Raw genomic sequence first — 26,193 nt, forward strand, 5'->3', positions numbered from 1 at the left:
ACAAGGTGTCAATAAGACTCAATCGACGTCGTCCAGATGGTCCGCGTAGTACTCGACCGCTCGCCGGTACCGCTGGACCCCGTCGTCCGCGCTGGTCGCCGCGAGCACCTTCAACAGGGTTCCCGCCGCCTCGCGCGCCTCGCCGACGTTGTAGAGCGCCATCGCGAGGAACGTCCGCAGTGCCGGGTCGTCCGGGAACTCGCCGAGGCCGCGCCGCAAGGTCGCGAGCGACTCGTCGTACCGGCCGAGGACGCGATACGTGCTGCCGAGTCCCACGAACACGCCGTGCCTGTCCTCTGTGGACAGACCTTCGCCCGCGAGTGCCTGTTCGTAGAACGAGGCCGCTTCGGCCTCCAGCCCGGCGGAATCGTGGGCCCAGGCCGTTTGGTAGGCGATCACGGCGTCCCGCGGGTTCCGCCCGGCCAGGTCGATCAGCCGCCGACGTGCCTCATCGGTGCCCTGCTCCCGCAGTCGGATCGCCTCGTTCACGCGACGGCGCCGTCGAAGGGCGGGTAGGTCTCGCCGCCGACGCGTTCGGCCACGACGATGTACTCGGCCAGCGCGTCGCGCGACCGGGTCAGCTTGGCCAGCTGCTCGTCCAGGCGGCCGAGTCGCTCGCGCATCGCGGCCAGCAGTTCGGGACAGCCGATCAGCTCGGGTTCCTCGCCGATCGCGCAGGGGAGCAGGTACGCGATGTCTTCGGACGACAGGCCGGCGGCGAGCAGATGACGGATCTGCTTCACCCGCAGCAACGCCGACTCGTCGTATTCGCGGTAGCCGTTCGCGCCGCGGCTCGCCTCCAAGAGGCCTTGTGCCTCGTAGTAGCGCAACTGGTGGGCGTTGACGCCCGTCCGGTGACTCAGTTCACCGATCTTCATCGCTTTCCCCACTTGACCTTCATACCGGTATCAACGTTGACGATCGTGCCATGACAGACAACACGAACACTCCGATTTCCGTCGTCGGCCTCGGTCTCATGGGCACCGCGCTCGCCCGCGCGTTCCTGAAGGCGGGGCATCCCACGAACGTGTGGAACCGGACGGCCGCCAAGGCGGACGCGCTCGTGGCCGAAGGGGCGCGACTCGCGCCCACGATCGGCGACGCGCTCGGCTCGGGCGGCGTCACGATTCTGTGCCTCACCGACTACTCCGCCGTCCGTGAACTGCTCGGCGACGTCGCGCTGGAGGGCACGAAACTGGTCAACCTGACCTCGGGCGACTCCGCCCAGGCGCGGGAAACCGCCGCCTGGGCGGAAAAACAGGGTGCCCGGTACGTGGACGGCGCGATCATGGCCATCCCGTCGACGATCGGGACCGCCGACGCGGTGATCCTGCTGAGCGGGTCGCGGCCGGACTTCGAGCTCGGCGCGCTCGGTACGATCAGCTACCTCGGCGAGGACCACGGGCTCGCGTCTCTGTACGACGTCGCCGGCCTGACGATGATGTGGAGCGTCCTGAACGCATGGCTCCAGGGGACCGCGATGCTCAAGACGGCCGGTGTCGACGCCGCGACGTACGCGCCCTTCGCGCAGCAGCTCGCCGTCGGGGTGGCGGGCTGGCTGCCCGGGTACGCCGAACAGGTCGACAAGGATTCCTTCCCGGCCGAGGTCGCCGCGCTGGAGACCGACGCGCGGGCCATGGCCCATCTCGTCGAGGAATGTGAAGCGCTGGGCGTGAACGCTGAGATGCCGAAGCTGTTCAAGGCGATGGCCGACCGCGCGATCGCCGCCGGGCACGGGGGAGAGCAGTACCCGGTGCTGATCCGGGAGTTCGAGCGGGCGGGGAAGTAGGGTCGCTCGCCGCCACTTGCGCCCCAGCAGCACCACCAGTCACAAACGGCCGCCGAAGTACATGAAGGCCCCCTTCCTTGCGCCTAGGTACAGGAAGGGGGCCTTCATGTACTTGAGCGTCCGGCAGGATAAAAACAATCAGGCGTGCTTGATTTTTCCGACGCGGGGTGCCAGCCTGAGGGGGACGCGAGGAGGCGGGCATGGCTGACCTTGGCGTGATCCTTGGGGATCTCGCGGCGGAATCGCAGGCCATCGACGACGTGGTGGCGGATCTGCCCGCGTCGGAGTGGGCGCGGCGGACCCCGGCCGAAGGCTGGACGATCGCCCATCAGATCGCTCATCTGGCCTGGACGGACAAGAAGGCGCTGATCGCGGCGCGCGGCTCCGAGGCCGAGTGGCAGGCCGAGATCGAAGGATTGCTCGCGACGGGCGAGTCCTACGTCGACGACGGCGCGGCCGAGGGTGCGAAGACGCCGCCGCGTGAACTGCTGGCGGAGTGGCGCGCCGGCCGCGCGAAACTCGCCGACGCACTCGCGGCGGTGCCCGACGGGCAGAAGATCCCCTGGTACGGCCCGCCGATGAGCGCCGCGTCCATGGTGACGGCGCGCCTCATGGAGACCTGGGCGCACGGACAGGACATCTACGACGCGCTCGGTGTCAAGCGGGAGAACACGGCCAGGATCTGGCATATCGCCCGGTTCGGCACCCGCACCCGCGACTTCGCCTACAAACTCAATTCGCTTTCCCCGCCCGCCGAGGAATTCCGTGTCGAACTGACCGCGCCTGACGGCACCACCTGGGCGTTCGGGCCCGAGGACGCGGGGCAGCGGCTCACCGGCAGCGCCGCCGACTTCTGTCTCGTCATCACCCAGCGCCGTCACCCGGCGGACACCGACCTGGTCGCCACCGGCAAGGACGTCGAGGAATGGCTCGGGATCGCGCAGGCCTTCGCCGGGCCGCCCGGCGCCGGGCGGAAACCGGGGCAGTTCGCATGACCCAGGCTCCGATCAGGATCGGCAACGCGTCCGGGTTCTACGGCGACCGGTTCTCCGCGGTCCACGAGATGCTCACCGGCGGCCCGCTCGACGTGCTGACCGGCGACTACCTCGCCGAGTTGACCATGCTCATCCTCGGCCGGGACCGGATGAAGGACCCGAACCGCGGGTACGCCAAGACCTTCCTGCGCCAGATGGACCAGAATCTCGCGCTGGTGAAGGAAAAGGGCGTCAAGATCGTGGCGAACGCCGGTGGGCTCAACCCCGCCGGTCTCGGGGACGCCCTTCGCGAACTGGCCGCGAAACTCGGCGTCGACGTCGCCATCGCGCACGTCGAGGGGGACGACCTCGTCCAGCGCGCCGAAGAACTCGGCTTCGGCAAGACGTTGACCGCCAACGCCTACCTCGGGGCGTGGGGGATCGCGGAATGCCTGAACGCGGGTGCCGACATCGTGGTGACCGGGCGGGTCACCGACGCGTCGGTGATCGTCGGCCCGGCCGCCGCGCATTTCGGCTGGGCACGCGACGACTACGACGCGCTGGCGGGCGCGGTCGCCGCCGGGCACGTGATCGAATGCGGCACGCAGGCCACCGGAGGCAACTACGCCTTCTTCACCGAGCACGAGATCGGCGTCCCGGGGTTCCCGATCGCCGAGATCTCCGCCGACGGCTCCAGCGTGATCACCAAACACCCCGGCACCGGCGGCGTGGTGACCGCGGGAACCGTTACGGCGCAACTGCTCTACGAGATCACCGGCGCCCGGTACGCCGGGCCGGACGTCACCGCGCGGTTCGACACGCTGACGCTTTCCGAGGACGGCCCGGACCGCGTCCGGATCAGCGGCGTGACCGGTGAGCCGCCGCCACCGACCCTCAAGGTCTGTCTGAACGGGCTCGGTGGTTTCCGCAACGAGACGACGTTCGTCCTCACCGGACTCGACATCGAGGAGAAAGCCGCACTGGTCAAGGAACAACTCGAAGGCGCGCTCAAGGCCAGGCCGCCGGCGGACGTCCAGTGGACCTTGGCCCGCACCGACCGGCCGGACGCCGAAACCGAGCAGCAGGCGAGCGCGCTGCTGCACGTCGCGGTGAAGGACGCCGATCCTGAGGTCGCCGGGCGCGCGTTCAGCGGCGCGGCGATCGAACTCGCGTTGGCGAGCTACCCGGGCTTCCACGTCACCGCGCCGCCCTCGGCCGCTTCGCCCTACGGCGTGTACCGGCCCGCTTTCGTCGACGCGCACGAGGTGCCGCACGTCGCCGTCCTTCCGGACGGAACGCGCCGCGACATCGCACCCGCCGCCGAAACCCTGCCACTGTCCGATGTGGACGACGACCGGCTGCCCGCGCCGTTCACCCAGGCGCGGGTTCGCCGCGCGCCGCTCGGCAGGGTGGTCGGCGCCCGCAGCGGGGACAAGGGCGGCAACGCGAACGTCGGCGTCTGGGCGCGTTCCGATGAGGCGTGGCGCTGGCTCGCGCACCGGCTCACCGTCACCGAGTTCAAACTGCTGCTCCCGGAGACCGCGGACCTCGAGGTCCGGCGGCATCTCCTGCCGAACCTGCGGGCGCTCAACTTCGTCGTCGAAGGCATCCTCGGCGAGGGTGTCGCGTCGCAGGCGCGGTTCGACCCGCAGGCGAAGGCACTCGGGGAATGGCTGCGCTCCCGCGAGATCGACATCCCGGAGGCCCTCCTGTGACCGACCCCTTCGCCACGCCGGAACGCGACGAACTGCGCAAGACCGTGCGGCGGTTCGCCGAAACCGAGATCCTGCCCCACCTCGAAGACTGGGAACGCGAGGGCGAACTGCCCCGCGACCTGCACCGCAAGGCCGGGGAGCTCGGACTGCTCGGCGTCGGCTTCCCCGAGGAGGTCGGCGGTGGCGGCGGCGACTACCTCGACGCGGTGGTCATCGCCGAGGAACTGCACTACGCGGGTGGCTCCGGCGGGCTCTTCGCCTCGCTGTTCACCTGCGGCATCGCCGTCCCGCATATCGCGGCGGCAGGCGATCCGGTGCAGATCGAACGCTGGGTCCGGCCGACCCTGGAGGGCCACAAGATCGGCTCGCTCGCGGTCACCGAACCCGACGGCGGCTCCGACGTCGCCGGGATCCGCACCACCGCGGTGCGCGAGGGCGACGAGTACGTCATCAACGGGGCCAAAACCTTCATCACCTCCGGTTGCCGCGCCGACTTCGTGACCACCGTGGTCCGCACCGGCGAGGCGGGCGCCCACGGGATCTCGCTCATCGTGGTCGAACGCGGTACGCCGGGCTTCACCGTCTCCCGCAAACTGGAGAAGATGGGCTGGCTCTGCTCGGACACCGCGGAGCTGTCCTATGTGGACGTACGCGTACCCGCGGAGAACCTGATCGGCGCCGAGAACAGCGGATTCGCGCAGGTCGCCACCCAGTTCGTCACCGAGCGGGTGTCGCTGGCGGTGCAGGGCTACGCGCATGCTCAGCGAGCACTCGACCTGACGCTGGACTGGTGCCGCTTGCGCGAGACCTTCGGCCGCCCGCTGATTTCCCGCCAGCTGGTGCAGCACAAACTCACCGAGATGGCGCGCAAGATCGACGTCGCCCGCACCTACACCCGGCAGGTCGCCCAGCGGCACGTCGCGGGCGAAGAGGTCATCGCCGAAGCCTGTTTCGCGAAGAACACCGCCGTCGAGACCGCCGAATGGGTGGTCAACGAGGCCGTGCAGCTGCACGGCGGACTCGGCTACATGCGCGAGTCCGAAGTGGAGCGTCACTACCGTGACGTGCGCATCCTCGGCATCGGCGGCGGGACCAACGAGATCCTCACCGGCTTGGCCGCGAAGCGATTGGGATACACCGCATGAGCACGATCAGGTCCACTGTGGACACGCGGAGCGAGGAGTTCGCCGCCAACCGCGAGTCCATGCTCGGCAAGCTGGCCGAGATCGACGGCGAGCACGCCAAGGCGATCGCGGGCGGCGGCGAGAAGTACGTCGCCCGCCACCGCAAACGCGGCAAACTGCTGGCCCGCGAACGGATCGAACTCCTCCTAGATGAGGACTCACCGTTCCTGGAGCTGTCGCCGCTGGCGGCCTGGGGTTCGGATTACCAGGTCGGCGCCAGCGTGATCACCGGGATCGGCGTCGTCGAAGGTGTCGAATGCATGATCTCGGCGAGCGACCCGACGGTCAAAGGCGGGGCGAGCAACCCGTGGACGGCCAAGAAGAGCTACCGCGCCGCGGACATCGCCGCGCAGAACCGCCTGCCGGTGATCAACCTCGTCGAGTCCGGCGGGGCGGATCTGCCGACACAGAAAGAGATCTTCATTCCCGGCGGCCGGATCTTCCGTGACCTCACCCGGTCTTCGGCGGCGAAGGTGCCGACGATCGCGCTGGTGTTCGGCAACTCGACCGCGGGTGGCGCGTATCTGCCCGGCATGTCGGACTACGTCGTGATGGTCAAGGAACGGGCGAAGGTCTTCCTCGGTGGGCCACCGCTGGTCAAGATGGCCACCGGTGAGGAGTCCGACGACGAATCGCTCGGCGGCGCCGAGATGCACGCTCGCACGTCCGGTCTGGCCGACTACCTCGCGGCGGACGAAGAGGACGCGATCCGGCTCGGCCGCAGTATCGTCAAACGGCTCAACTGGACCAAACAGGGGCCGACGCCGAAACCGGACTACGCCGAGCCGCTGTATTCCGTGGAAGACCTGCTCGGCATCGTGCCCACCGACCTCAAGGTGCCGTTCGACCCGCGCGAGGTGATCGCCAGGGTCGCCGACGGCTCGGACTTCGACGAGTTCAAACCCTTGTACGGCAGCAGTCTCGCCACCGGCTGGGCGAGTATCCACGGCTACCCGGTCGGCATCCTCGCCAACGCGCAGGGCGTGCTGTTCGGCGAGGAGTCGCAGAAGGCCGCGCAGTTCATCCAGCTCGCCAACCAGATCGACACGCCGCTGGTCTTCCTGCACAACACCACCGGCTACATGGTCGGCAAGGAGTACGAGCAGAGCGGCATCATCAAACACGGCGCGATGATGATCAACGCCGTGTCGAACTCGAAGGTGCCGCATCTGTCGGTGCTCATGGGTGCCTCGTACGGCGCCGGGCATTACGGGATGTGCGGCCGTGCCTACGATCCCCGTTTCCTCTTCGCCTGGCCCAGTGCGAAATCCGCGGTCATGGGGCCGCAGCAGCTGGCTGGCGTGCTCTCCATCGTGGCCCGTGCCGCCGCCGCGTCGCGCGGGCAGGAGTACAACGAGGAGCACGACGCCGCCATGCGCGCCATGGTGGAGGGGCAGATCGAGGCCGAGTCGATGCCGATGTTCCTCTCCGGGATGCTCTACGACGACGGGATCATCGATCCTCGTGACACCCGCACGGTGCTCGGGCTCAGCCTGTCCGTGATCCACAATGGACCAGTGAAGGGCGCCGAAGGCTTCGGCGTCTTCAGGATGTGAGCGGCATGATCGAGAAACTTCTGGTCGCCAACCGCGGTGAGATCGCCCGCCGCGTGTTCCGCACCTGTCGCGACGCCGGGATCGGCACGGTCGCGGTGTTCTCCGACGCGGACGCCGACGCGCCACACACCGCCGAGGCGGATATCGCCGTCCGTCTGCCGGGCAACGCGCCCGCTGACACGTACCTCCGAGCCGAGCTGCTGATCAAGGCGGCCGTCGAGACAGGCGCCGACGCGATCCACCCCGGTTACGGTTTCCTGTCCGAGAACGCCGCCTTCGCCCGCGCCGTGATCGACGCCGGGCTGACCTGGGTCGGCCCGCCGCCGGAAGCCATCGAGAGCATGGGCTCCAAGGTCGAGTCCAAGCGGATGATGGCCGAGGCGGGTGTCCCGATCCTGTCCGAATTGGACCCGGCCGAGGTCACCGAGGCCGACCTTCCGTTGCTGGTCAAGGCTTCCGCCGGGGGTGGCGGACGCGGGATGCGGGTCGTGCGCTCGCTCGGCGAACTCGCCGAGGCCGTCGAGGGCGCGAGCGCGGAGGCCGCTTCGGCGTTCGGCGACCCGACCGTGTTCTGCGAGCGGTACCTGGAGACCGGCCGTCACATCGAGGTCCAGGTGCTCGCCGACACCCACGGCACGGTGTGGGCGGTGGGGGAGCGCGAATGCTCGATCCAGCGCCGTCACCAGAAGGTCGTCGAAGAGGCGCCGTCACTGTTCGTCGACGAGGCCATGAGGGAGGCGTTGTTCGACGCCGCGCGCAAGGCCGCGCAGGCGATCGATTACGTCGGCGCCGGGACGGTGGAGTTCCTCGCCGGACCGGACGGGCGGTTCTACTTCCTGGAGATGAACACCCGGCTCCAGGTGGAACATCCGGTCACCGAGGCCACGACCGGGCTCGACCTCGTTTCGCTGCAGTTGCGGATCGCGGAGGGCGAGCACCTCCCGATCGACGAGCCGGAGACGCGCGGTCACGCGATCGAGGTCCGGCTCTACGCCGAGGACCCGGCCGCGGGGTGGCAGCCACAGAGCGGCACCTTGCACCGCTTCGAAGTACCCGCCGTACAACGGGAATTCGAAGTCGGCCCTGGTGTCCGGCTGGATTCCGGTTTCGTCAGCGGACAGGCCGTCGGAGTATACTACGACCCGATGCTCGCCAAGGTCATCGCCTACGCCCCGGATCGCCGTAGCGCCGCACGGGCACTGGCGGGAGCCTTGGCCGGTGCGGAGATCCACGGCGTGGTGACCAACCGCGATCTGCTGGTGAACGTCCTGCGCCACCAGGCCTTCCTCGACGGCGAGACCGACACCGCGTTCTTCGACCGGCACGGACTCGAAAACCTGGCCCGTCCACTGGCCACTGTGGACACTGTACGGATTTCGGCGCTGGCCGCCGCTTTGGCGGGGGCGGCGGCGAACCGCTCGGACGCGCGGGTGCAGCGGCGGCTGCCGAGCGGCTGGCGCAACGTCCGCTCCCAGGGGCAGCGCAAACGCTTCCGCCAAGGTGACGACGAGATCGAGGTCGTCTACAGCCTCGGCCGGGACGGTCTGCGCGCCGACGGTTTCGAAGGCGTCGAACTGATCTCCGCCGAAAGCGGCGATGTCGTCCTGGAAGTCTCCGGGGTGCGGCGGAAGTTCGCCGTCGCCCGGTACGGCGAGACGGTGTACGTCGATTCGCCGGAGGGCTCCGTCGAACTGGTCGTGGTGCCGAGGTACACCGATCCCGACGCGGCGCTCGCGGCCGGATCGCTCGTGGCGCCGATGCCGGGCACGGTGGTCCGGCTCGCGGTCGAGGCGGGCGACACCGTCAAGACCGGCGATCCGTTGCTGTGGCTCGAAGCGATGAAGATGGAACACCGGATCGCGGCGCCCGCCGACGGCGTCGTGACGGAACTCCCGGTGGTGGTCGGACAACAGGTCGAAGTGGGCACGATCCTCGCGGTGGTAGGAGACGACGAATGAACGCGATGAACTTCACCGAGCCCGAGGAGCGCGTCGCGCTGCGGGCAGCGGTCGCCGAACTCGGCAAGAAGTACGGGTACGAGTACTACGCGAAACAGGCCCGTGCCGGGCTCAAGACCGACGAGCTGTGGGCCGAGGCCGGACGGCTCGGCTACCTCGGCGTGAACCTGCCCGAGGAGTACGGCGGCGGGGGAGCGGGGATCGCGGATCTCGCCGCGGTGCTCGAAGAACTCGCCGCGGCGGGCTGTCCGCTGCTGCTCATGGTCGTCTCGCCGGCGATCTGCGGCACGGTGATCTCGCGGTTCGGCACCGAGGAGCAGAAGAAGCGCTGGCTGCCAGGGATCGCCGACGGCAGCGGGCGGATGGTCTTCGCGATCACCGAACCGGACGCCGGGTCGAACTCGCACAAGATCACCACCACCGCGAAACGCGACGGCGACGGCTGGGTCCTCAGTGGACGGAAGGTCTTCATCTCCGGTGTCGACGAGGCGGACGCCGTCCTGGTCGTCGGCCGTACCGAGGACGCGAAGACCGGCAAGCTCAAGCCCGCGCTGTTCACCGTCCCGACCGACACGCCCGGCTTCGAGTACAAGCAGATCGACATGGACATCGTCTCGCCGGAGAAGCAGTTCGGCCTGTTCCTCGACGACGTCCACCTGCCCGCCGACGCGCTGGTCGGCGAGGAGGACGCGGCGATCGCCCAGCTGTTCGCCGGGCTCAACCCCGAACGCATCATGGGCGCGTCGTTCTCGCTCGGCATCGCCCGGTACGCGCTGGGCAAGGCCGTCGGCTACGCCAACGAGCGCAAGGTGTGGGGCGCGCCGATCGGCACCCACCAGGGTCTCGCGCATCCGCTGGCCGAGATCAAGATCGAACTGGAACTGGCCAAGCTCATGACGCAGAAGGCCGCGTCGCTCTACGACTCCGGCGACGACTTCGGCGCGGGCGAGTCGGCGAACATGGCGAAGTACGCCGCCGCCGAGGTCGCCATCCGCGCGGTCGACCAGGCCGTGCAGACCCACGGCGGCAACGGGCTCGCCAGCGAGTACGGGCTGGGCACGCTGGTCACGGCCGTCCGGCTGGGCCGGATCGCGCCGGTGAGCCGCGAGATGGTCCTCAACTTCGTCGGCCAGCACAGCCTCGGCCTGCCCCGCTCCTACTGAGGAGGAGGCGGAGCAGAATGCGAGCGATCCAACCAGCCGACCACGACGTGAACCCGCCTCGGCCGCAGGCCCCGCTATCGCGGCGGCAGGGCGCTCCGCGGCGACAGTCGCCGGTGAGTTTCACCGGCGCGTCCTGGCGACGTGATCGCGGCCGCGGGTTCACCAACGGACACTGAGAGGCCTCCCATGAGCACGCTGCACGGCAAGACGATCATCATCTCCGGTGGCAGCCGCGGGATCGGCGAGGCCATCGCGGTCCGCGCCGCCCGCGACGGAGCGAACATCGCCCTGCTCGCGAAGACCGCCGAGCCGCATCCGAAGCTGCCGGGCACGCTCTACACCGCCGCCAAGGCGATCGAGGACGCCGGCGGGCAGGCGCTGCCGATCGTCGGCGACGTCCGGGACGACACGTCGGTCGAGGCCGCGATCGTGCGGACCGCGGAGCAGTTCGGCGGGATCGACATCGTGCTCAACAACGCCAGCGCGATCGACCTGACCCCGACCGAAACGGTCAGCATGAAGCGCTACGACCTGATGCAGGACATCAACGCGCGCGGGTCCTTCCTGCTGTCGAAACTCGCCATCCCATACCTGAAGCAGGCGGAGAACGCGCACATCCTGACGTTGTCCCCGCCGATCAGCCTCGACGAGAAGTGGTTCCGGGCCGGGCACCTCGCGTACAGCATCGCGAAGTACTCGATGAGCCTGGTGACGGTCGGGCTCGCCGCGGAACTGCGGCAGTACGGGATCGCGGCGAACTCGCTGTGGCCGCGGACGACGATCGACACCGCGGCGATCCGCAACGTGGTCGGCGCGGAACTGGCGGCGAAGTCGCGGACACCGGAGATCATGGCGGACGCGGCGCACGCGATCCTCACCAAGCCGAGCACCGACGCGACGGGGAACTTCTACCTCGACGACGAGGTGCTGGCCGCCGAGGGGGTCACGGACTTCTCGAAGTACCGCGTCGGCGGGCGGGAGGAAGACCTGCAGCTCGATTTCTGGGTCGAGAGCCGCACCCCGTGATTCGCGAACCACAGCAGGAGCGCAGCCGCACGACCCGGCGGCGGCTGGTCGAGGCCGCCGTCGAGACGATCGGGGAGCTGGGCTGGCACGGGACCACCGTCGCGCTGATCGCCGAACGCGCCGGCGTCTCGCGCGGTGCCGCCCAGCACCACTTCCCGACCAGGGAGGACCTGGTCGCGGCCGCGGTCGAGCATGTCGGTGAGATCCAGATCGTGGAACTGCGCGCCCGCGCCGCGGAGCTGCCTTCGGGGCGGTCCCGGATCGAGCGGGCCGTCGACATGGTGCTCAATCTCTACAGCGGGCCCCTGTTCCGTGCCGCGCTCCACCTCTGGGTCGCGGCGTCGACCGACGAGTCGCTGCGCGCGACCCTGGTGCCGCTGGAGGCACGGGTCGGCCGGGAAGCGCACCGGGTGACGGTCGAGCTGCTCGGCGTCGACGAGTCCCACCAGGGTGTTCGCGAGCTGGTCCAGGCCACTCTCGATCTTGCGCGCGGCCTGGGGCTGGCGAACTTGCTGACCGACGACACGAAGCGGCGTAAGCAGATCGTCGCCCAGTGGGCACGGGTACTCGAGCCGCCCTTGGCGTCGGCCAAGATCTCACGGAACCAAGAAGTCACCGACAACGTCTGAGATCTTGTTAACACTGATGGAGCAGCGATCGATAACACGGTGTAAGTGCTGCTGATTCAGGTGGCTGATCGAGAGAGGTCCAATCCGGTGTCCGGTTCAGAGGTCGAACTGTCCCATCGCGCGATGGCGATGCTGCGAGCGGTCGCGGCGCGCCGTGCCCAGATGTCGTGCAGCTGCGAGCCGGATCTCTTCATCGACGGGTTCGCCTGTTGCGACCAGATGACCGCGCACGCGCTGGCTCGCGGCGGCTACATCCGCCCCGGCGCGTCCAGCGGTCCCGCCGCGGTCACGGGCCGGGTGCCCGCCGAGCTGACCGAGGCGGGCGAAGCCGCCATCGCGGTCACCGCTGCCGCCTGACCCTTCACCGCATCGTCTGTCCGCAGTGGACGACGACCGTTTACAACCACCTCCCGCGTTCCTAGGATCCACCCCGGGATGAGGCCGTCGCCGTCGAGCGACGGACCGGGTAGGGAGGTGCCGATGGCACGCACGGCTCGCCATGATTCCGGCGGGGACGCCCTCAGCGAATTGATGCGGAAAGCCGGCGCGGCACCCCGTCGTAAGGGACCGCGAGGGCCGAAGCACCGGGCTCCGGACGCCGCTCCCGGGAACGGGAGGATCCGGCGGATCTCCGTGCTTTCGGCCGGCGGTGTCTTCGTCGGCGGACTGCTGGCCGTGCTGCTCATCCCGGCCGAACAGGCCGAGGTCGTCCCTGGGATGCCGCTCTCGCCGCCGTCGCTGACCATCGCCCCGCAGGCCGTCGAGGTCCCGGACGACGCGGCGTCCTCGCCCGTCCCGTCGGGACCTTCGGGCGGCAGTGTCGCCCCTCCGCCGCCGATGACCGCGTCGATGCACGGCTCGGAGACGCCGTCACCGACGCCAACCCCGCCACCCGAGGAACGGCCGGATCCGCGCGCTGGTCACCACGAGTGGTATCACGACTGGCATCACGGCGGATATCGCGGTGGTGGCCGGTGGCCGCAGTGGGGCGGATAGCGCCGATCGGGTGATCGGCGGCGTCGCGCATCGTCGAACAAGAATTACGATTCATCCCTGTTCTCGTCCGTTCGTGTCTGGTGCCCCTTTTCCGGTGTCCCGGCCAAGGCCGGGTACCTACGATGGTTCGCACTCTCCATTCCTCCCGGAGCATGACTAGGGGCTGAACAGGAAAAATGAGTGTGGACCGACATTCTCCCGCGGTGCAGCTCGCCCGGAGAATGCTGCTCAACCGCGAGACGGGGAATCCGTCCCGTCCACAGCCGGTGACGGTGTTGCTCGGGCCGGTCGGCTCGGGGAAGACCACGGCGCTGGAAGCGATCCGCCGTGACCTGGGCTGGGGTGTCGTGCACGCCGGATTCGCTTTCGGGCAAGGCGGCAGAGCGGGCACCATCGACGTGCTCACGAAACTGGCCTATGGGTTGTCGAGCAAATGGCGAAATCGGCCGAAACCGCAGTTCGTTCGGTTCACGATCGCGTTGATCGCGGTTCAGGCGGAGCTTTCCGGCCGAAATCGCGACGAAGACCTCGTGCAACTGAAATCGCTGCTCAACAGTTTTCACGGAATCATCTGGACACCGGCGCTGGACAGAGCGCTCGACACGCTGACCGAGACGGCGAAGGCGACCGGTCTCGTCGAGCCCCCGTATGCGGACTTGTTCCGCCAGACGTTCCCGCATCTGGTCCGGAACATCCGGCCGCGCCTCGGCAAGGCGCTGCGGTCGCTCGCGGACTTCCCCAACGCCGAGGGGAGATCCCCGTTCGACGCGCTGCTCGAACTCAACCGGCTCGCGCACGGCAGCGCCCGCGACGCCAAGGCGGTCAACGAGTGGCTGATGGCGGCGTTCCTCGGCGACGTCCGGGAGAACCATCCGCGGCTGGCCAAACCGGAGGAGAAGAGCCCGTGCACCTGCGATATCTCGCCGCAGCGCAGGCACTGGCACAACTGGGTGGTGGTGCTGGACGACGTCGATCACGCCGGCGGCACCGAGTTCCTCGCCGACCTCATCGCAGCGCGGGAACGCTACGCCGTCCAGCATCCGAACGACCGTGATGCCCACGACGCGCTGCTGGTGATCGCCACCAGCGGGCGGTGGCACGACGACTGGGGGACCGCCTGGCTGGCGCCGTGGAAACCCGCGTCCGGCGCCCCGCCCGCCGTCCGGCCGATCGCGGACTGCGAGGAGGCCTCGTACGACGACTGGGCGAACCCTGGCAACGGCGCGCTGGACTCGCCCTATTACCCGGTCCGGATCTCGCCCCAGTCGATCGGGCGGATCGCGCGCATCCTCAGTTCCGGCGCGCGGACGCCCAAGGTCACGCTCGCGCACAAGGCGACCGGTGGACTCCCGTCGGCGGTCGAACAGCTCGCGGGGCGGTTGCGGGCGAGCGACGCGCGCGAAGGCGACCGCGATCTGCTCACCACCGATCCTCGTGAGGGGCAGGATCCCTGCTACCGCAGGCTGACCGAGCTCGCTTTGACCGAGCATCTCGACGACGTCCACGTGGACGATTTCGTGACCGCGGCCCCGTTCGCGACCGCGCCCTGGCTGATCCCGGACGCCGCGCAGAGCCGGATCGACCAGCCGCACGTCGGGCGGATCCTGACCGAACTGCGCACCTCGTTGTGGGTGAGGGCGCGGAACTCGCCGGGTTCCACGGACGACCAGGCGGCCCTGCACCCGTGGATCGCCGCGAACCTGGTGTCCGCGCTGGCCCGGCGCGGTGACGGCGACGGGCCGACCTACTCGGAGCAGTTCAAGGCCCTGCGCGACGATCCGGACACCGCGCAGGATCCGGTGCGCCTGGCCTACTGCAATCTCGCGCTGGGCGACATCGGCGAGGTGGTCACGTTCTTCGAACGCGAGTTCAACCGGATCCCGCACGCGGAGTGGATCGCGAAACTCGAGCTGGTCCTGAACGCGCCCGACGATCTGCCACCCGAGCGGGATCACGCTGAGCTGTACGAAGAACTCGTCAACCTGGACAACGCGCGGTGCCCGAACGACCGGTCCGAAATCCGGAACAACGTCGCCCGGCTCATCGCGGCGGGCTGGCTGACCGCCAACCCGTTCGCCGTGCGCGGGCAGGGCCAGCATCAGGTGATCGCGAACGCCTTCGCCGCGCTGGCCACCACCTCGCATCAGCCCGACGTCGGCGCGCTCGTGTCGGCGAAGGAAGCCGCCCGCCGCGGCGAATTCCCCTGACCCGGAACGGAACTCTGTGATGTCCTGGCTCGATTCGGTGAGAACACGCATGTCCGAGGCCCGTGAACGCGCGGTGACGGGGCCGCCGGTCCGGCCACGCGGCTGGGCGCACCGCCATCGGCTGCTGCTGATCCTGGCCGTGGTCGTGCTGGCAGGGGCGTTGCTGGCGGGGTTCAGACCATGGGAGTCCTGCGGTTCCGGGTTGCGGGCGGTGGACGCGGACGAGGATTCGGTCGGCTCGTCTTACGTCTGCGTCGGGCTGAACCTCGACTCCGGCCCGATGCGGGACAACGATCCGCTCGACCCGCTGGAGAAGTTCATCAAGAGCCGCAACGAGCTGGCGGGGGACAATTTCAAGACCATCGTGGTGCTGGAGAACCTCGCGCCCGATCCGCAGGTCGACAGCCAGCCGTTCCCGTTCGTGCGGCGGGAGATCCAGGGCGCGATCACCGCCGCGTGGCCGAAGAACGGGCCGCCGGGAATCAAGCTCCTGCTGGCCAATTACGGGAGCAACGCCGATCACTGGCGCGTGGTCGCCGAGGAGATCGTCGCCGCGGCCGCCGCCCAGCGCATCGTCGCGGTCACCGACGTCGGCACCAGTTCGGAGAACAGCCGGGCACTGGTGGCCGAACTGTCCAGACACGGTATCGCCACGATCGGCGCGACCGTCACCGCGGACAACATGAACACCGACCCGAAGGGCGCGCGGATCGACAACTTCTTCCGCGTGGGACCGACCAACACCGACGAGGCCCGCGCCGCCGCCGGATACATCGCCGCGCACGGTTTCCGGCGCGTGATGATGATCCAGGGGGTCAGCAAGGAGGACACCTACGCGACCACGCTCGCCGAAGCGTTCCAGAACTCGTCGAAGGTCCCGGTCCTCTTCACCAAGACCTATGACGTCAAACCGCTCGCCGACACTTCGCGCGAGGCGTACCTGCGGGGGCTGTTCAGCAGATGGCACAACGACATCTGTGGCGCGAAACCCGATCTGATCTACTTCGCCGGCCGCGGCCTCGACCTCGGCGCCCTCGTGGCGGCGCTGGCGGGCGACGGCGCCTGCGAAGGGCTCGACACGGTGACCGTGATGACCGGGGACGACGCGAGCACACTCGCCGGGAAACCCTTGGAGCTGAACGGGGACATCAGTGTCCGGCTCCGTTACACGGCGCTCGCGTATCCCGACCAGTGGGATATGTTCACCGCCAACCCGGCGCATCCCACGTACAAGAAGAACTATGACAACTTCGTCGCGGAATTCACCGGTACCCACGGTTTCCCGAAAGGGGAATTGTGGGACGGCGCCGCGATGATCGAACACGACGCGGTCGCCGCGGCCGTCGAAGCGGCCGTGCAGAACGTGTCGGCGGATCCGGTCTCGGTGGCGAACGTGTTGCGCAGTATCGACTGCAACTCCCCGGTACCCGGCGCGACCGGCTTCATCGCGTTCGACCAGGCGACGGGGAACCAGCTCGACAAGGCGTTGCCGATCCTGTCGATTGATCCGGACGGCTCGGTGCATCCGGTCGACCTCGTGTGGTCGCGCGGGCGGCCGCTGAACACGGCGCCGGACTGCGGCCGCTGAGCTTGTGACGTGGATTCCGGCCGCGATTGTTCCCAGGGGCCGGTCCGTGAAGGCCTCCTTGAGGACCCAGAGTCCCTCAAGGAGGCCTTCACGGACTTCAGGCGAGGACTCACGACGCCTGGACCGATCGCCCGCTCAGTTTGCGAAGGCCACTTTCGCAACCTTCAACGTTGCGAAAGTGGCTTTCGCAACACGGTTCCTCATGCGGCACCGTCGCGACAGTGAAGCGCTCGGGCGTAGTGAAGGCCTCCTTCCCTACCTTGAGAGCAGGGAAGGAGGCCTTCACGGACTGACACCGGTGGGGAACGGAAATCAGCCGGTATAACCCGCCACGATCTTGGTGTAGTCGTACTTGCCCTGCGGGATTCCCGCGCAGTTGTTGCAATCGCGGTTCACCGCCCAGAACGACAACCGGGCGAGGTGTTTGCTCGCCGCGTAGTCGCGGATCGCGCGGAAGTCGGCGACGCTGACGGTCTCGCCCGCCACATCGGTCCTACCGTTCATCGACGAAAGCCCGCTGCGCCGGTAGGCCGCGTCGTCGCTCAGACCGAAAGTGGATTTCACGACGTTCTTCAGCCCGTCCACGGCACTGCGGGTCTTCCCCGCCATGTCACCGCCGCTGGAGAAGTCGAACGGCATGACCGACCACGCGTCGACTCCCGCGCCGAGCACCTTCGACTGGTTGATCAGCCGCTTGCCGTGCGCGTTGGGACCGCCGACCTCGGTCGGGATGGTGATGACCACGCGCAGGCCCGGATTCTTCTGCTTCGTGATCTTGACGGCGTTCAGGATCCGGTCCTGGACGGTGTGGTTCTCGAACTCGTCGGTGTTCTCGACGTCGAGGTCGATCGCCTTGAGTTTGTAGGCGTCGATGACCTTTTGATACGCGCCGGCGAGTGCCGCGGGCGTGGAGCATTTCGGGCCGAGCTTCGTACCCGACCAGCCGCCGAACGACGGGATGACGTCGCCGCCCTTGGCGCGGATGTTGTTGATCATCGTGGCGTCGGAGCCGGTGAGCGAACGGCTGCCGTCCCATTTCGGGTTGCACCCGCCGTCGGAAAGGATGAACGCGAGGGTGAAGGCCTTGACGCCGGTGGCGTTCATCGCGGCGATCGGATCCGTCTGTCCCGACCACTGGTACAGATAGGGCGAGGCCAGCACCGGGTCCGGGGCCGCCGAGGCGACGGGAGCGAAGCCGGCGGCGGTGGCGAGAGCGGCGCCGACGGTGGTGGCCAGTGTCGCCCAGCGTCGTAAGGATTTCATCGGTCCTCCAACTGGTACGCGCGCGGCGAGGCGCGCAGGTGTGGAGCACCTCCGTCTTGACGCGGCGGATCAACCGGGAGGGTGCGCCTACCCACGGTGGACTAGACCATTCAGGACTGTCAAGAATTCACCGGAATACCCACCGGAAACGACCGACCTTAGTAGGGGGGTCATGACCCGGAAAGCGGATCGACACCATCGCGATTACCGGCTAGTTTGCCGAAATGGTGGGGGACTCCCTGATGGCGACCGGAAGCCGCGACCGCAGAGACCGGCTCGCCGCGCCGCGGCGGGTACTGGGGTCGTGGAGCCTGTGGGAATTACCCAGGCGGGGCCTGATCGGGTATCTGCTCCTCGTCGACTTCGCCGCCATCGCCGCCACCACTTACCTCTTCGTGTTGCGGCCGCCCGCGCCATCGTCGTTTCTTCCGTTTTCCGCTCTGTTAACCGGAATGGTCCTCAGCGCTGAGCTTTCTCGCCCGGTCGAGCGATCCCGCGCCGACACCCGGCTCGGCGCGGGACTGGACGCGGCGTGGATTTTCGCGGGTGTGCTCCTGCTGCCGCCCGCTTTGGCCGCGGTGCTCGTCGTCGCCTCGGCGGGATATCGCTGGTTCCGGATCCGGCGCGGGATCCCGCACCGGCAGGTGTTCGCGGCGTCCGCGACCATGCTTTCGGCGCTCGGCGCCTCGATCATCCCGGTACTGCTGGGTGCGTCGCCGTTCATCGGCGCGGCAAGGGATTTCGAAAGTTTCGCCCTGGTTTTCGCGACCGGGCTGGTCTTCCTGTCCGTCGACGCGGCCTTGGCCGCGCCGGCGGCCGAATTCGGGGCGGAACCGTCGGGATTCGCCTTCGACGCGGCGATGGTCGCGTTCGGACTGTTGCTCGCCTGGTCGGCGGCGGACTGGCCGTTCGTCACCGTGGTACTCGCGGGCGCGCTCGTGGTACTTCACCGGGCGGGGACGATGCGCGCGCTGCGTGGTCACGCGGGCACGGACTCCGGCACGGGGCTGCTCACCGCGTCGTCCTGGTTGGACGGTGCCCGCACCCAGCTCGAGCTGCTTCGCGGCCGTGGCGCCGATCTTTCGCTGCTGATGCTCGACCTCGACCATTTCGCCCGGCTCAACGACCGGCACGGCAGGCACGTCGGGGACGACGTCCTGCGGGCCGTGGCGGACACGTTGCGTGCCGAGGTCCGTGCCGCGGACCTGGTCGGCCGGTTCGGCGGCGAGGAGTTCGTGGTCCTGCTGCCCGGCACGAGCCGGTTCGACGCGCACGCGATCGCCGAACGCATCCGGCTGCGGATCTCCTCGACGTTCGTCTCACTGGGTGGGACGTTCGCGGGGACGACCGTCTCGATCGGAGTGTCGTCGCATCCCGCCTGCGGCGAGACGCTCGACCGGCTCGTCGGCGCGGCGGATCAGGCGTTGCGCGCGGCGAAGGGAGCCGGGCGCAACCGGACCGTCGTCTTCGAGGCCGAGACCTAGGTCGGAACGCCGATGTCCTCGAACCACAGGTCCGGGTGATCCCGGATGAACTCGGTCATCAGCGCGGTGCACGCCGGATCGTCCAGCAGGGTGATCTCGACGCCGTGCTCCTCGAGCCAGCCGTGCCCGCCTTCGAACGTGGTGGCCTCGCCGATGACGACCCGGCCGATGCCGAACTGGCGCACCAGCCCGCTGCAGTACCAGCAGGGGGACAGCGTGGTGACCATGATCGTGTCCCGGTAGTGCGGCCGCCTTCCCGCGTTCCGGAAGGCCGAGGTCTCGGCGTGCATCGACGGGTCGCCGTCCTGGACCCGGCGGTTGTGGCCGCGGCCGAGCAGGACGCCGTCGGTGTCGAAGAGGGCCGCACCGATCGGGACCCCGCCCTCGGCCTTGCCGAGTTCGGCCTCTTCACGGGCGACGGACAGCATGCGCGCGGGATCGATCACGCGGTTCACCTTACGGCGCGAGCGCAATGCGGACCGGACCTGTCCTGAATATCTGCGACACTCCTCCCATGAAGCGAGCGAACCGATGACCACGGGCACGTCGGCACGGCTGCTGAGGCTGCTCTCCCTGCTGCAGGCGCGTCGCGACTGGCCGGGCGCCGATCTGGCCGACCGGCTGCAGGTGGACGTCCGGACGGTCCGGCGCGACGTCGAGCGACTTCGCGAACTGGGTTACCCGGTGCACGCCACCCCCGGCGTCGCGGGCGGCTACCGGCTCGGCGCGGGGGCCGCGTTGCCGCCGCTGCTGCTGGACGACGACGAGGCCGTCGCGGTCGCCGTCGGCCTCCGCACGGCCGCGAACGGGACGGTCTCCGGGATCGAGGAGACCTCGGTGCGCGCGCTCACGAAACTGGAGCAGGTGCTGCCCGCGCGGCTGCGGCACCGGGTCACCGCGCTGAACACGGCGATGATCCCGCTCGGCGGCGTCGTCCCGGTCATCGACGCGGAGGCGCTGACGGTCATCGCGTCCGCGTGCCGTGACCATCAGCGGCTCCGGTTCGGCTACCGCAGCCACAACGGTGCCGTCAGCGAGCGCTACATCGAGCCGTTGCGCCTGGTGCACACCGGGCGCCGGTGGTACCTGGTCGCGTTCGACCTCGACCGGGACGACTGGCGGACCTTCCGCGTCGACCGGATCGACGGCGTCCCGGACACGAGCTTCCGGTTCACGCCGAGGGAACCGCCCGCCGAGGACCTCGCGGCGTACGTCTCCCGCGGGATCACGACTTCGCCGTACCCGCACCAGATGGTGCTGCGGGTGAACGCCTCGGCGGACGCGCTCGCCGAATACGTGTCCCCGACCGCCGGGACGATCGAGGCCATCGACGAGCACACCTGCCGGGTCCGGGTCGGCGCCAACGACCTGTCCGTGATGCCCTACTACCTCGCCCATTGGGACGTCGACTTCGTCGTGGAGGAGGCGCCGGACGAGGTCAAGGAACGGCTACGACTGGTCGCCGACCGCTTCGCTCGCGCGGTCGTCTGAGTCCGAAGTGGACCGTGCGCGTTTGGCGAGCAGGCCGATCGAGCCGAGCGAGATCAGGGCCAGCACGATGATGTAGAGCGAGACCGACATCGAGGTCCCGGTGGATTCCAGCAGCAGCACCATGATGAACGGCGCGAGCCCGCCGCCGACCACCGCGCTGATCTGGTAGCCGAGCGAGGCGCCGGTGTAGCGCATCTCGGCGGTGAAGAGCTCCGCGAACAACGCCGCCTGCGGGCCGTACATGATGCCGAGGAACAGTGACCCGACGAACGAGGCGATGACGAACAGCGGCAGCGAGGCCGTGTCGATCAGCAGGAACATCGGGATCGCCCAGAGCGCGACGCCCGCCGCGCCGAAGGTGTAGATCTTGAGCCTGCCGATCCGGTCGGACAGTTTCGCCGACAGCGGGATGATCGCCAGTTGCAGGGTGCTGATCAGCAGGGTCGCGACGAGCACGGTGGTCCGCGACATCCCGAGATGCCGGGTGGCGTAGTCGAGGACGCCGTTCAGCAGGATGTAGAAGGTGGCGGTGTTGACCATGAACGAGCCTCCCGCCAGCAGCACGGTGCCCTTGTGGTGGCGCAGGACGTCACGCAGCGGCGACTTGGCGCGGCCGCGTTCCTCGGCGGCGAGTTTCGCTTCCGCGCGGCGGTATTCGGGCGTTTCGTCGATCTTGACGTGCATGTACCAGGCCAGCCCGAGCACGAGGACACCCACCAGGAACGGGATCCGCCACGCCCAGACGAGGAAGTCCGACGGCGGTGCGAGCTGGGCGGCGACCAGGAACACCGTGTTCGCGAGCACCACCCCGATCGGCACGCCGAGCTGGACGAGGCTGCCGTAGAGACCCCGTTTGCCGGGCGGCGCGTATTCGGTGGCGAGCAGCATCGCGCCACCCCACTGGGCGCCGACGGCGACCCCCTGCACGAGCCGGAGCAGCACCAGGAGGATCGGCGCGGCGATGCCGATCGAGTCGTAGGTCGGCAGCAGGCCGATCAGCGTGGTCGCCGCGCCCATCAGCGCGATCGCCAGTACCAGCACGGGTTTCCGGCCGCGTTTGTCGCCGAGGCTGCCCGCGATGATCCCGCCGAGCGGCCGGGCGAGGAACCCGACCGCGAAGGTCGCGAACGAGGCGAGGACGCCGGCCGCCGCGTTGCTGGTGGGGAAGAAGGTCTTCCCGAAGACCAGGGCGGCCGCGATCCCGAAGACGAAGTAGTCGTACCACTCGACCGAGGAGGCGAGTGCCGCCGCGGTGGCGGCCCTCCTGCGCTGGGACACGGTGATCGTCGGTTCGGCGGCGGTTTCAGGGGCGTTCGGTGCGGTGTCGGCCATCTGGATGCCCTTCGCTCGGCGCTGCTGCGGCGATGCAGTCCGGGCAAGTTAACAACCGCTTAGTATGTGGTCAACGTCTCAACGGGTAATTCTGGATACCGACCAGTTGGTATGTCACTCTGGTGGCGGTAGCGCCGGGAAAGGTCGATCTGTACTGGTCAGGAGAGGTTCGTGCCGAGCATGCGGAGCACCAGCTCGCTGTACTCCTGGCCCAGCTTCTTGGGGGTCTGGCGCGTTCGCTCGCTGTACCAGCGGGAGACGTCGACGCCGAGCGAGAGCACGGCGCGGGCGGCGGTGTGCGGGTCGCCGACGGTGAACACGCCCGCCATGGCGCCTTCGGTGATGACCTCGCGCACGACCTGCTCGATGCGGCGGCGCAGTTTCGCGACGATCTCGAACTCCTCGTCGGGCAGCGCGTGCAGTTCGTACTGCACCACGCGGGCCACCGTATGCCTCCGCGCGTGCCACGCCACGAAGTCCTCGACCAGCAGCCGGATCCGCACGATCGGGTCGGTCTCCCGCGCGACGACACTTTCGACCAGCGAGAGCGTCTGCTCGTGGCCGTACTTCGAGATCGCGAACAGCAGGGCGGCCTTGGACGGGAAGTGCACGTACAGCGCCGCGGGGCTCATCCCCGCCGCCGAGGCGATGTCCCGGGTGGTGGTCGCGTGATAGCCACGCCGGGCGAAGGATTCGACCCCGGCCAGCATCAGCCGCCGTGCCGTCTCGGGCTGGACGTCCGGCCACAGTTCGGCCGACAGCGACATGGTCATCCGCAGATCCTCCCAGACGCTCGTACCGGACAGTGGGCTTGACACCGCCTCCGGACCTTCCCATTGTAAGTGAGCGCTCGCTTAGTGATGCACGCGCCAGTGAACACAGAGGAGATCGAAGAGTGAACTCGTTCAAGGATCGCGTCGCGATCGTCACCGGCGCCAGCCGGGGGATCGGCCTCGGAATCGCCAAGGACCTGGTCGAGCGTGGCGCGAAGGTGTGCATCACCGCGCGCAAGCCGGAGCCGCTGGCCGAAGCGGTGGCCGAACTGGGCGGCGAGGCCGTCGCCATCGCCGTTCCTGGCAAGGCCGACGACGAGGCGCACCAGGACGAGGCCGTCGCCAAGACCATCGAAACCTTCGGCAGGCTCGACATGCTGGTCAACAACACCGGGATCAACCCGGTGTTCGGGCCGACCCTGGACATCGATCCCGGGGCCGCCGCGAAGATCTTCGCCGTCAACGTGCTCGCGCCGCTGTCGTGGACCCGCCGGGCGCGGGACGCGTGGATGGGGGAGCACGGCGGCGCGGTGGTGAACGTCGCGTCCATCGCCGGGCTCGGCGCTTCGCCCGGGATCGGCATGTACGGCGTCAGCAAGGCCGCGCTGATCCGGCTCACCAAGGAACTCGGCTTCGAACTGGGCCCGAAGATCCGCGTGAACGCCGTCGCGCCGGCCGTGGTCAAGACCAAGTTCGCGACCGCGCTGTACGAAGGCCGCGAAGAAGAGGTCTCCGAGTCGTACCCGATGAAACGCCTCGGCGTTCCGGCGGACATCGCGGGCGCCGTGGCGTTCCTGCTTTCGGATGAGGCGGGCTGGATCACCGGGCAGACGGTGGTCCTCGACGGCGGCGTCACGCTGGCGGGTGGCCTGTGACCTCGTCGTTCACCGGTTCCGGGGTCGTCGTCACCGGTGGGGGCGGCGGCATCGGGGCCGTCCTCGCCCGCCGGTTTGCCGCCGAGGGCGCCCGGGTCGTCGTCGGCGACCTGAACGGGGAGGCCGCGGCCGAAATCGCCGAGGAGATCGGCGGGACCGCCGTCGCGGGTGACGCCGCGAGCGAAGCGGGTGTCGCGTCCCTGATCGAGTCGGCCCGCGAAACCCTCGGCGAGGTCGACGTCTTCTGCGCCAACGCCGGGATCGCGCCGATGGGTGGCGTGGACGCGCCCGAGGAGGACTGGGCGCGGATCTGGGACGTCAACGTCATGGCGCACGTGCGCGCGGCGCGGCTGCTCCTGCCACCGTGGCTCGAGCGCGGCCGCGGGCATTTCATCTCGACGGTGTCGGCGGCGGGATTGCTGACCAGTCTCGGTTCGGCGTCCTACTCGGTGACCAAACACGGCGCGCTCGCCTTCGCCGAGTGGCTTTCGGCGACTTATCGGCACCGCGGGCTCACCGTGCAGGCCATCTGCCCGCAGGGCGTGCGGACGGCGATGCTGGAGAACACCGGTCCCGCGGGCGAGCTGCTGATGGGTGCGTCGGCGATCCAGCCGGAGCAGGTCGCGGACGCGCTGTTCGAGGCCATCGCCGCCGACCGGTTCCTGGTGCTGCCGCATCCCGAGGTCGCGGACTACTACGCCGCGCGGGCCACGCAGACCGACCGCTGGCTCGGCGGGATGAACAAGCTGCAGCGCAAGGTGGAGCAGGTCATCGGCGAATGACCGGTGCGGCCTGCGCCGAACTCGCGTGCTCAGGGGCGTAACTCGCGTGATCAGAGGCGTAACTCGGCGCGGGGCGGTTGATCTTCGTCGCCGGATCGGCCACTGTGGGCAAGGGGTCTTGCTCGCGGTAAGGAAAACTCGATGAACAAACGCTTCGTGCTCCGTGGTGCCGTTCTCGCCGCCACCCTCGCCGGCTCGGTGCTGACCGCGGGATCGGCGATGGCGGGCACCGCGGAACCGTGCGCGGCCGGGGCGTCGGGTGACGTCGCGGCGGCCTCCTGCACGCCGTACCGCAAGGTGAGTGAGGGCTGGAGCAGCAAAACCGCCTGCAACCGCGCCGGCAACGAGGGCGCGCAGGCCGGCCGTTGGACCGGCTGGAACTGCAATCAGGCGCTGCGCGGCTGGGAGTTGTGGGTGCGCACCTGCACCGCGCTGGCCGCCGAGAGGGACGCGGTGACCACGCGCGAAACCGTCTGATTCGGTACGGGCTGCCCCGGTCGTGCGGCCGGGGCAGCCTAAACGCCTTGGTACGGCGGGAAGTCGGGGGCGCGGCGCTCGTTCCAGCTGGCCAGGCCCTCGGGAAGTTCCGGGTGGCCGAAGGAGTCGAGCATCAGGGCGGTGGCCTCGCGGGCGGAGTCTTCCAGTGAAAGCCCGGCTTCCCGCAGGACCTGCCGCTTCATGAGTGCCATGGAGCGCGGCGCGCTGTAGGTCGCGAGTTCGGTCGCGTAGGCCTTCGCTCGCGCAGGAAGTTCTTCCGCGGGCACGATTTCCTGCACCAAGCCGTATTCATGGGCCTGTTCGGCGGTGAAGGTCCGGCCGGAGAGCAGCAGATCGAGTGCCCGGCCGCGACCGACGAGCTCGGGCAGCAGCTTCGCCACCCCGTATTCCGCGATGAGGCCGCGCCGGGCGAAGGCGGTGGTGAACTTCGCGCCCGCGGCGGCGAACCGGACGTCGGCGGCGCAGGCGATCACGAAACCGAGCCCGGCGCAGCCGCCGTTGATGGCCGCGACCACCGGCACCTCGGCATACACCGCGGCCAGGACGTCGCGGAAGCCTTCGTGCTCAGGCGTGGCCGCGCCACCGGCCGAGATGCCCTCCAGGAGTCCCAAGTCCGCGCCGGGGCAGAAGGAACGCCCGGCGCCGGTGACGACGACGGCGCGGATTCCGGGATCGGCCGACGCCCTGCCCAGCAGATCGCCGTAGCGGACCTGCATCGCCTGATCCATCGCGTTGCCACGCTCCGGTTTGTCGAAGGTGACCGTGGCGACGGCGCCGTCCACGGCGTACCGGACGAAATCCACAGTGTCCATTTCGGACGGTGAGAGCTGATCGGTCACGTCGACCTCCTTGCGTCATCGCCATACTAAGCGGATGCTTAGAGGTCCGTCGAGACTTTGTCAGGGAGGAA

At 68.9% G+C, this 26,193-nt stretch carries 25 protein-coding genes; 18 read left to right on the forward strand and 7 right to left on the reverse strand.

The window, feature by feature from the left end:
* Positions 1–18: 18 nt before the first annotated feature.
* Both ACFVM3_RS14385 and ACFVM3_RS14390 read right to left on the reverse strand, forming a co-directional pair.
* Positions 19–489 (reverse strand): tetratricopeptide repeat protein, encoded by a 471-nt coding sequence (locus ACFVM3_RS14385; RefSeq protein WP_378438771.1) that lies wholly within the window; start codon positions 487–489, stop codon positions 19–21.
* The gene (locus ACFVM3_RS14390; RefSeq protein WP_378438773.1) at positions 486–878 is read right to left on the reverse strand and encodes a MerR family transcriptional regulator; all 393 of its coding nucleotides are present in this window, start codon (positions 876–878) and stop codon (positions 486–488) included. The genes ACFVM3_RS14385 and ACFVM3_RS14390 overlap by 4 nt, the downstream gene beginning before the upstream one ends.
* Positions 879–928: 50 nt before the next feature.
* Between ACFVM3_RS14390 and ACFVM3_RS14395 the strand changes: the two genes are divergently transcribed.
* From ACFVM3_RS14395 to ACFVM3_RS14455, 13 genes are all read left to right on the forward strand, one after another.
* Positions 929–1,789, forward strand: coding sequence for an NAD(P)-dependent oxidoreductase (locus ACFVM3_RS14395; protein WP_378438775.1), 861 nt, complete (start codon positions 929–931; stop codon positions 1,787–1,789).
* 200 nt (positions 1,790–1,989) lie between these two features.
* On the forward strand, positions 1,990–2,784 hold the full coding sequence (locus ACFVM3_RS14400; protein WP_378438777.1) for a TIGR03084 family metal-binding protein: 795 nt from the start codon (positions 1,990–1,992) through the stop codon (positions 2,782–2,784).
* On the forward strand, positions 2,781–4,478 hold the full coding sequence (locus tag ACFVM3_RS14405; protein WP_378438779.1) for an acyclic terpene utilization AtuA family protein: 1,698 nt from the start codon (positions 2,781–2,783) through the stop codon (positions 4,476–4,478). Before ACFVM3_RS14400 ends, ACFVM3_RS14405 begins: the two co-directional genes overlap by 4 nt.
* Positions 4,475–5,623, forward strand: coding sequence for an acyl-CoA dehydrogenase family protein (locus tag ACFVM3_RS14410; RefSeq protein ID WP_378438781.1), 1,149 nt, complete (start codon positions 4,475–4,477; stop codon positions 5,621–5,623). Before ACFVM3_RS14405 ends, ACFVM3_RS14410 begins: the two co-directional genes overlap by 4 nt.
* On the forward strand, positions 5,620–7,218 hold the full coding sequence (locus tag ACFVM3_RS14415) for an acyl-CoA carboxylase subunit beta (protein ID WP_378438783.1): 1,599 nt from the start codon (positions 5,620–5,622) through the stop codon (positions 7,216–7,218). Before ACFVM3_RS14410 ends, ACFVM3_RS14415 begins: the two co-directional genes overlap by 4 nt.
* A 5-nt stretch (positions 7,219–7,223) precedes the next feature.
* The gene (locus ACFVM3_RS14420; protein WP_378438785.1) at positions 7,224–9,176 is read left to right on the forward strand and encodes a biotin carboxylase N-terminal domain-containing protein; all 1,953 of its coding nucleotides are present in this window, start codon (positions 7,224–7,226) and stop codon (positions 9,174–9,176) included.
* Positions 9,173–10,339 carry an acyl-CoA dehydrogenase family protein gene (locus ACFVM3_RS14425; protein WP_378438787.1) on the forward strand — a complete coding sequence of 389 codons (1,167 nt, stop codon included), beginning with the start codon at positions 9,173–9,175 and terminating at the stop codon, positions 10,337–10,339. Before ACFVM3_RS14420 ends, ACFVM3_RS14425 begins: the two co-directional genes overlap by 4 nt.
* A gap of 186 nt (positions 10,340–10,525) precedes the next feature.
* Entirely contained in the window at positions 10,526–11,365 is an 840-nt protein-coding gene (locus ACFVM3_RS14430) for an SDR family oxidoreductase (protein WP_378438789.1), read from the forward strand.
* Positions 11,362–11,994, forward strand: coding sequence for a TetR/AcrR family transcriptional regulator (locus ACFVM3_RS14435; RefSeq protein WP_378438791.1), 633 nt, complete (start codon positions 11,362–11,364; stop codon positions 11,992–11,994). Before ACFVM3_RS14430 ends, ACFVM3_RS14435 begins: the two co-directional genes overlap by 4 nt.
* 87 nt (positions 11,995–12,081) lie before the next feature.
* The gene (locus tag ACFVM3_RS14440) at positions 12,082–12,351 is read left to right on the forward strand and encodes a hypothetical protein (protein WP_378438793.1); all 270 of its coding nucleotides are present in this window, start codon (positions 12,082–12,084) and stop codon (positions 12,349–12,351) included.
* Positions 12,352–12,474: 123 nt separating this feature from the next.
* Complete coding sequence (locus tag ACFVM3_RS14445) at positions 12,475–12,990, forward strand: hypothetical protein (protein WP_378438795.1); 516 nt, start codon at positions 12,475–12,477, stop codon at positions 12,988–12,990.
* 176 nt (positions 12,991–13,166) lie between these two features.
* The gene (locus ACFVM3_RS14450) at positions 13,167–15,197 is read left to right on the forward strand and encodes a hypothetical protein (RefSeq protein ID WP_378438797.1); all 2,031 of its coding nucleotides are present in this window, start codon (positions 13,167–13,169) and stop codon (positions 15,195–15,197) included.
* Positions 15,198–15,246: 49 nt separating this feature from the next.
* A complete protein-coding gene (locus ACFVM3_RS14455) occupies positions 15,247–16,785 on the forward strand; it encodes an amino acid ABC transporter substrate-binding protein (RefSeq protein ID WP_378438799.1) in 1,539 nt (512 codons plus the stop codon).
* 312 nt (positions 16,786–17,097) lie between these two features.
* Here the strand turns inward: ACFVM3_RS14455 and ACFVM3_RS14460 are convergent, their stop codons facing one another.
* Positions 17,098–18,048 (reverse strand): chitinase, encoded by a 951-nt coding sequence (locus tag ACFVM3_RS14460; RefSeq protein WP_378438800.1) that lies wholly within the window; start codon positions 18,046–18,048, stop codon positions 17,098–17,100.
* A gap of 224 nt (positions 18,049–18,272) precedes the next feature.
* Here ACFVM3_RS14460 and ACFVM3_RS14465 point away from each other — a divergent pair, with 224 nt between their 5' ends.
* Positions 18,273–19,532, forward strand: coding sequence for a GGDEF domain-containing protein (locus tag ACFVM3_RS14465; protein ID WP_378438802.1), 1,260 nt, complete (start codon positions 18,273–18,275; stop codon positions 19,530–19,532).
* Here the strand turns inward: ACFVM3_RS14465 and ACFVM3_RS14470 are convergent.
* A complete protein-coding gene (locus ACFVM3_RS14470) occupies positions 19,529–19,960 on the reverse strand; it encodes a nucleoside deaminase (protein WP_378438854.1) in 432 nt (143 codons plus the stop codon). The two genes, ACFVM3_RS14465 and ACFVM3_RS14470, sit on opposite strands and share 4 nt — an antisense overlap.
* Before the next feature lie 103 nt (positions 19,961–20,063).
* On the opposite strand from ACFVM3_RS14470, the gene ACFVM3_RS14475 reads away from it, so the two are divergent.
* Positions 20,064–21,023 (forward strand): helix-turn-helix transcriptional regulator, encoded by a 960-nt coding sequence (locus tag ACFVM3_RS14475; RefSeq protein WP_378438804.1) that lies wholly within the window; start codon positions 20,064–20,066, stop codon positions 21,021–21,023.
* Here the strand turns inward: ACFVM3_RS14475 and ACFVM3_RS14480 are convergent.
* Both ACFVM3_RS14480 and ACFVM3_RS14485 read right to left on the reverse strand, forming a co-directional pair.
* Positions 20,982–22,355: an MFS transporter gene (locus ACFVM3_RS14480; protein ID WP_378438806.1), complete on the reverse strand. Its 1,374-nt coding sequence runs from the start codon at positions 22,353–22,355 to the stop codon at positions 20,982–20,984. The genes ACFVM3_RS14475 and ACFVM3_RS14480 overlap by 42 nt on opposite strands.
* Before the next feature lie 158 nt (positions 22,356–22,513).
* Positions 22,514–23,128 carry a TetR/AcrR family transcriptional regulator gene (locus tag ACFVM3_RS14485; protein WP_378438856.1) on the reverse strand — a complete coding sequence of 205 codons (615 nt, stop codon included), beginning with the start codon at positions 23,126–23,128 and terminating at the stop codon, positions 22,514–22,516.
* Between the two features lie 122 nt (positions 23,129–23,250).
* Here ACFVM3_RS14485 and ACFVM3_RS14490 point away from each other — a divergent pair, with 122 nt between their 5' ends.
* The 3 genes from ACFVM3_RS14490 (at position 23,251) to ACFVM3_RS14500 (ending at position 25,262) form a co-directional block, all read left to right on the forward strand.
* A complete protein-coding gene (locus ACFVM3_RS14490; protein ID WP_378438808.1) occupies positions 23,251–24,003 on the forward strand; it encodes an SDR family oxidoreductase in 753 nt (250 codons plus the stop codon).
* Positions 24,000–24,785 (forward strand): SDR family oxidoreductase, encoded by a 786-nt coding sequence (locus tag ACFVM3_RS14495; RefSeq protein ID WP_378438810.1) that lies wholly within the window; start codon positions 24,000–24,002, stop codon positions 24,783–24,785. The genes ACFVM3_RS14490 and ACFVM3_RS14495 overlap by 4 nt, the downstream gene beginning before the upstream one ends.
* A gap of 141 nt (positions 24,786–24,926) precedes the next feature.
* Positions 24,927–25,262 carry a hypothetical protein gene (locus tag ACFVM3_RS14500; protein ID WP_378438812.1) on the forward strand — a complete coding sequence of 112 codons (336 nt, stop codon included), beginning with the start codon at positions 24,927–24,929 and terminating at the stop codon, positions 25,260–25,262.
* Positions 25,263–25,300: 38 nt separating this feature from the next.
* Here ACFVM3_RS14500 and ACFVM3_RS14505 read toward each other — a convergent pair whose 3' ends face one another.
* Positions 25,301–26,095 carry an enoyl-CoA hydratase-related protein gene (locus ACFVM3_RS14505; protein WP_378438858.1) on the reverse strand — a complete coding sequence of 265 codons (795 nt, stop codon included), beginning with the start codon at positions 26,093–26,095 and terminating at the stop codon, positions 25,301–25,303.
* Positions 26,096–26,193: the final 98 nt, after the last annotated feature.

It is taken from the genome of Amycolatopsis sp. NPDC057786, from assembly GCF_042797905.1.
GTDB lineage: Bacteria > Actinomycetota > Actinomycetes > Mycobacteriales > Pseudonocardiaceae > Amycolatopsis.

What these genes read in the sequence shown, in the direction of transcription:
- ACFVM3_RS14390 (WP_378438773.1), bottom strand. Translation starts at nt 878, where the DNA reads ATGAAGATCGGTGAACTGAGTCACCGGACGGGCGTCAACGCCCACCAG.
- ACFVM3_RS14395 (WP_378438775.1), top strand. Translation starts at nt 929, where the DNA reads ATGACAGACAACACGAACACTCCGATTTCCGTCGTCGGCCTCGGTCTC.
- ACFVM3_RS14400 (WP_378438777.1), top strand. Translation starts at nt 1,990, where the DNA reads ATGGCTGACCTTGGCGTGATCCTTGGGGATCTCGCGGCGGAATCGCAG.
- ACFVM3_RS14405 (WP_378438779.1), top strand. Translation starts at nt 2,781, where the DNA reads ATGACCCAGGCTCCGATCAGGATCGGCAACGCGTCCGGGTTCTACGGC.
- ACFVM3_RS14415 (WP_378438783.1), top strand. Translation starts at nt 5,620, where the DNA reads ATGAGCACGATCAGGTCCACTGTGGACACGCGGAGCGAGGAGTTCGCC.
- ACFVM3_RS14420 (WP_378438785.1), top strand. Translation starts at nt 7,224, where the DNA reads ATGATCGAGAAACTTCTGGTCGCCAACCGCGGTGAGATCGCCCGCCGC.
- ACFVM3_RS14425 (WP_378438787.1), top strand. Translation starts at nt 9,173, where the DNA reads ATGAACGCGATGAACTTCACCGAGCCCGAGGAGCGCGTCGCGCTGCGG.
- ACFVM3_RS14430 (WP_378438789.1), top strand. Translation starts at nt 10,526, where the DNA reads ATGAGCACGCTGCACGGCAAGACGATCATCATCTCCGGTGGCAGCCGC.
- ACFVM3_RS14445 (WP_378438795.1), top strand. Translation starts at nt 12,475, where the DNA reads ATGGCACGCACGGCTCGCCATGATTCCGGCGGGGACGCCCTCAGCGAA.
- ACFVM3_RS14450 (WP_378438797.1), top strand. Translation starts at nt 13,167, where the DNA reads ATGAGTGTGGACCGACATTCTCCCGCGGTGCAGCTCGCCCGGAGAATG.
- ACFVM3_RS14455 (WP_378438799.1), top strand. Translation starts at nt 15,247, where the DNA reads ATGTCCGAGGCCCGTGAACGCGCGGTGACGGGGCCGCCGGTCCGGCCA.
- ACFVM3_RS14460 (WP_378438800.1), bottom strand. Translation starts at nt 18,048, where the DNA reads ATGAAATCCTTACGACGCTGGGCGACACTGGCCACCACCGTCGGCGCC.
- ACFVM3_RS14465 (WP_378438802.1), top strand. Translation starts at nt 18,273, where the DNA reads ATGGTGGGGGACTCCCTGATGGCGACCGGAAGCCGCGACCGCAGAGAC.
- ACFVM3_RS14470 (WP_378438854.1), bottom strand. Translation starts at nt 19,960, where the DNA reads ATGCTGTCCGTCGCCCGTGAAGAGGCCGAACTCGGCAAGGCCGAGGGC.
- ACFVM3_RS14475 (WP_378438804.1), top strand. Translation starts at nt 20,064, where the DNA reads ATGACCACGGGCACGTCGGCACGGCTGCTGAGGCTGCTCTCCCTGCTG.
- ACFVM3_RS14480 (WP_378438806.1), bottom strand. Translation starts at nt 22,355, where the DNA reads ATGGCCGACACCGCACCGAACGCCCCTGAAACCGCCGCCGAACCGACG.
- ACFVM3_RS14485 (WP_378438856.1), bottom strand. Translation starts at nt 23,128, where the DNA reads ATGACCATGTCGCTGTCGGCCGAACTGTGGCCGGACGTCCAGCCCGAG.
- ACFVM3_RS14500 (WP_378438812.1), top strand. Translation starts at nt 24,927, where the DNA reads ATGAACAAACGCTTCGTGCTCCGTGGTGCCGTTCTCGCCGCCACCCTC.
- ACFVM3_RS14505 (WP_378438858.1), bottom strand. Translation starts at nt 26,095, where the DNA reads ATGGACACTGTGGATTTCGTCCGGTACGCCGTGGACGGCGCCGTCGCC.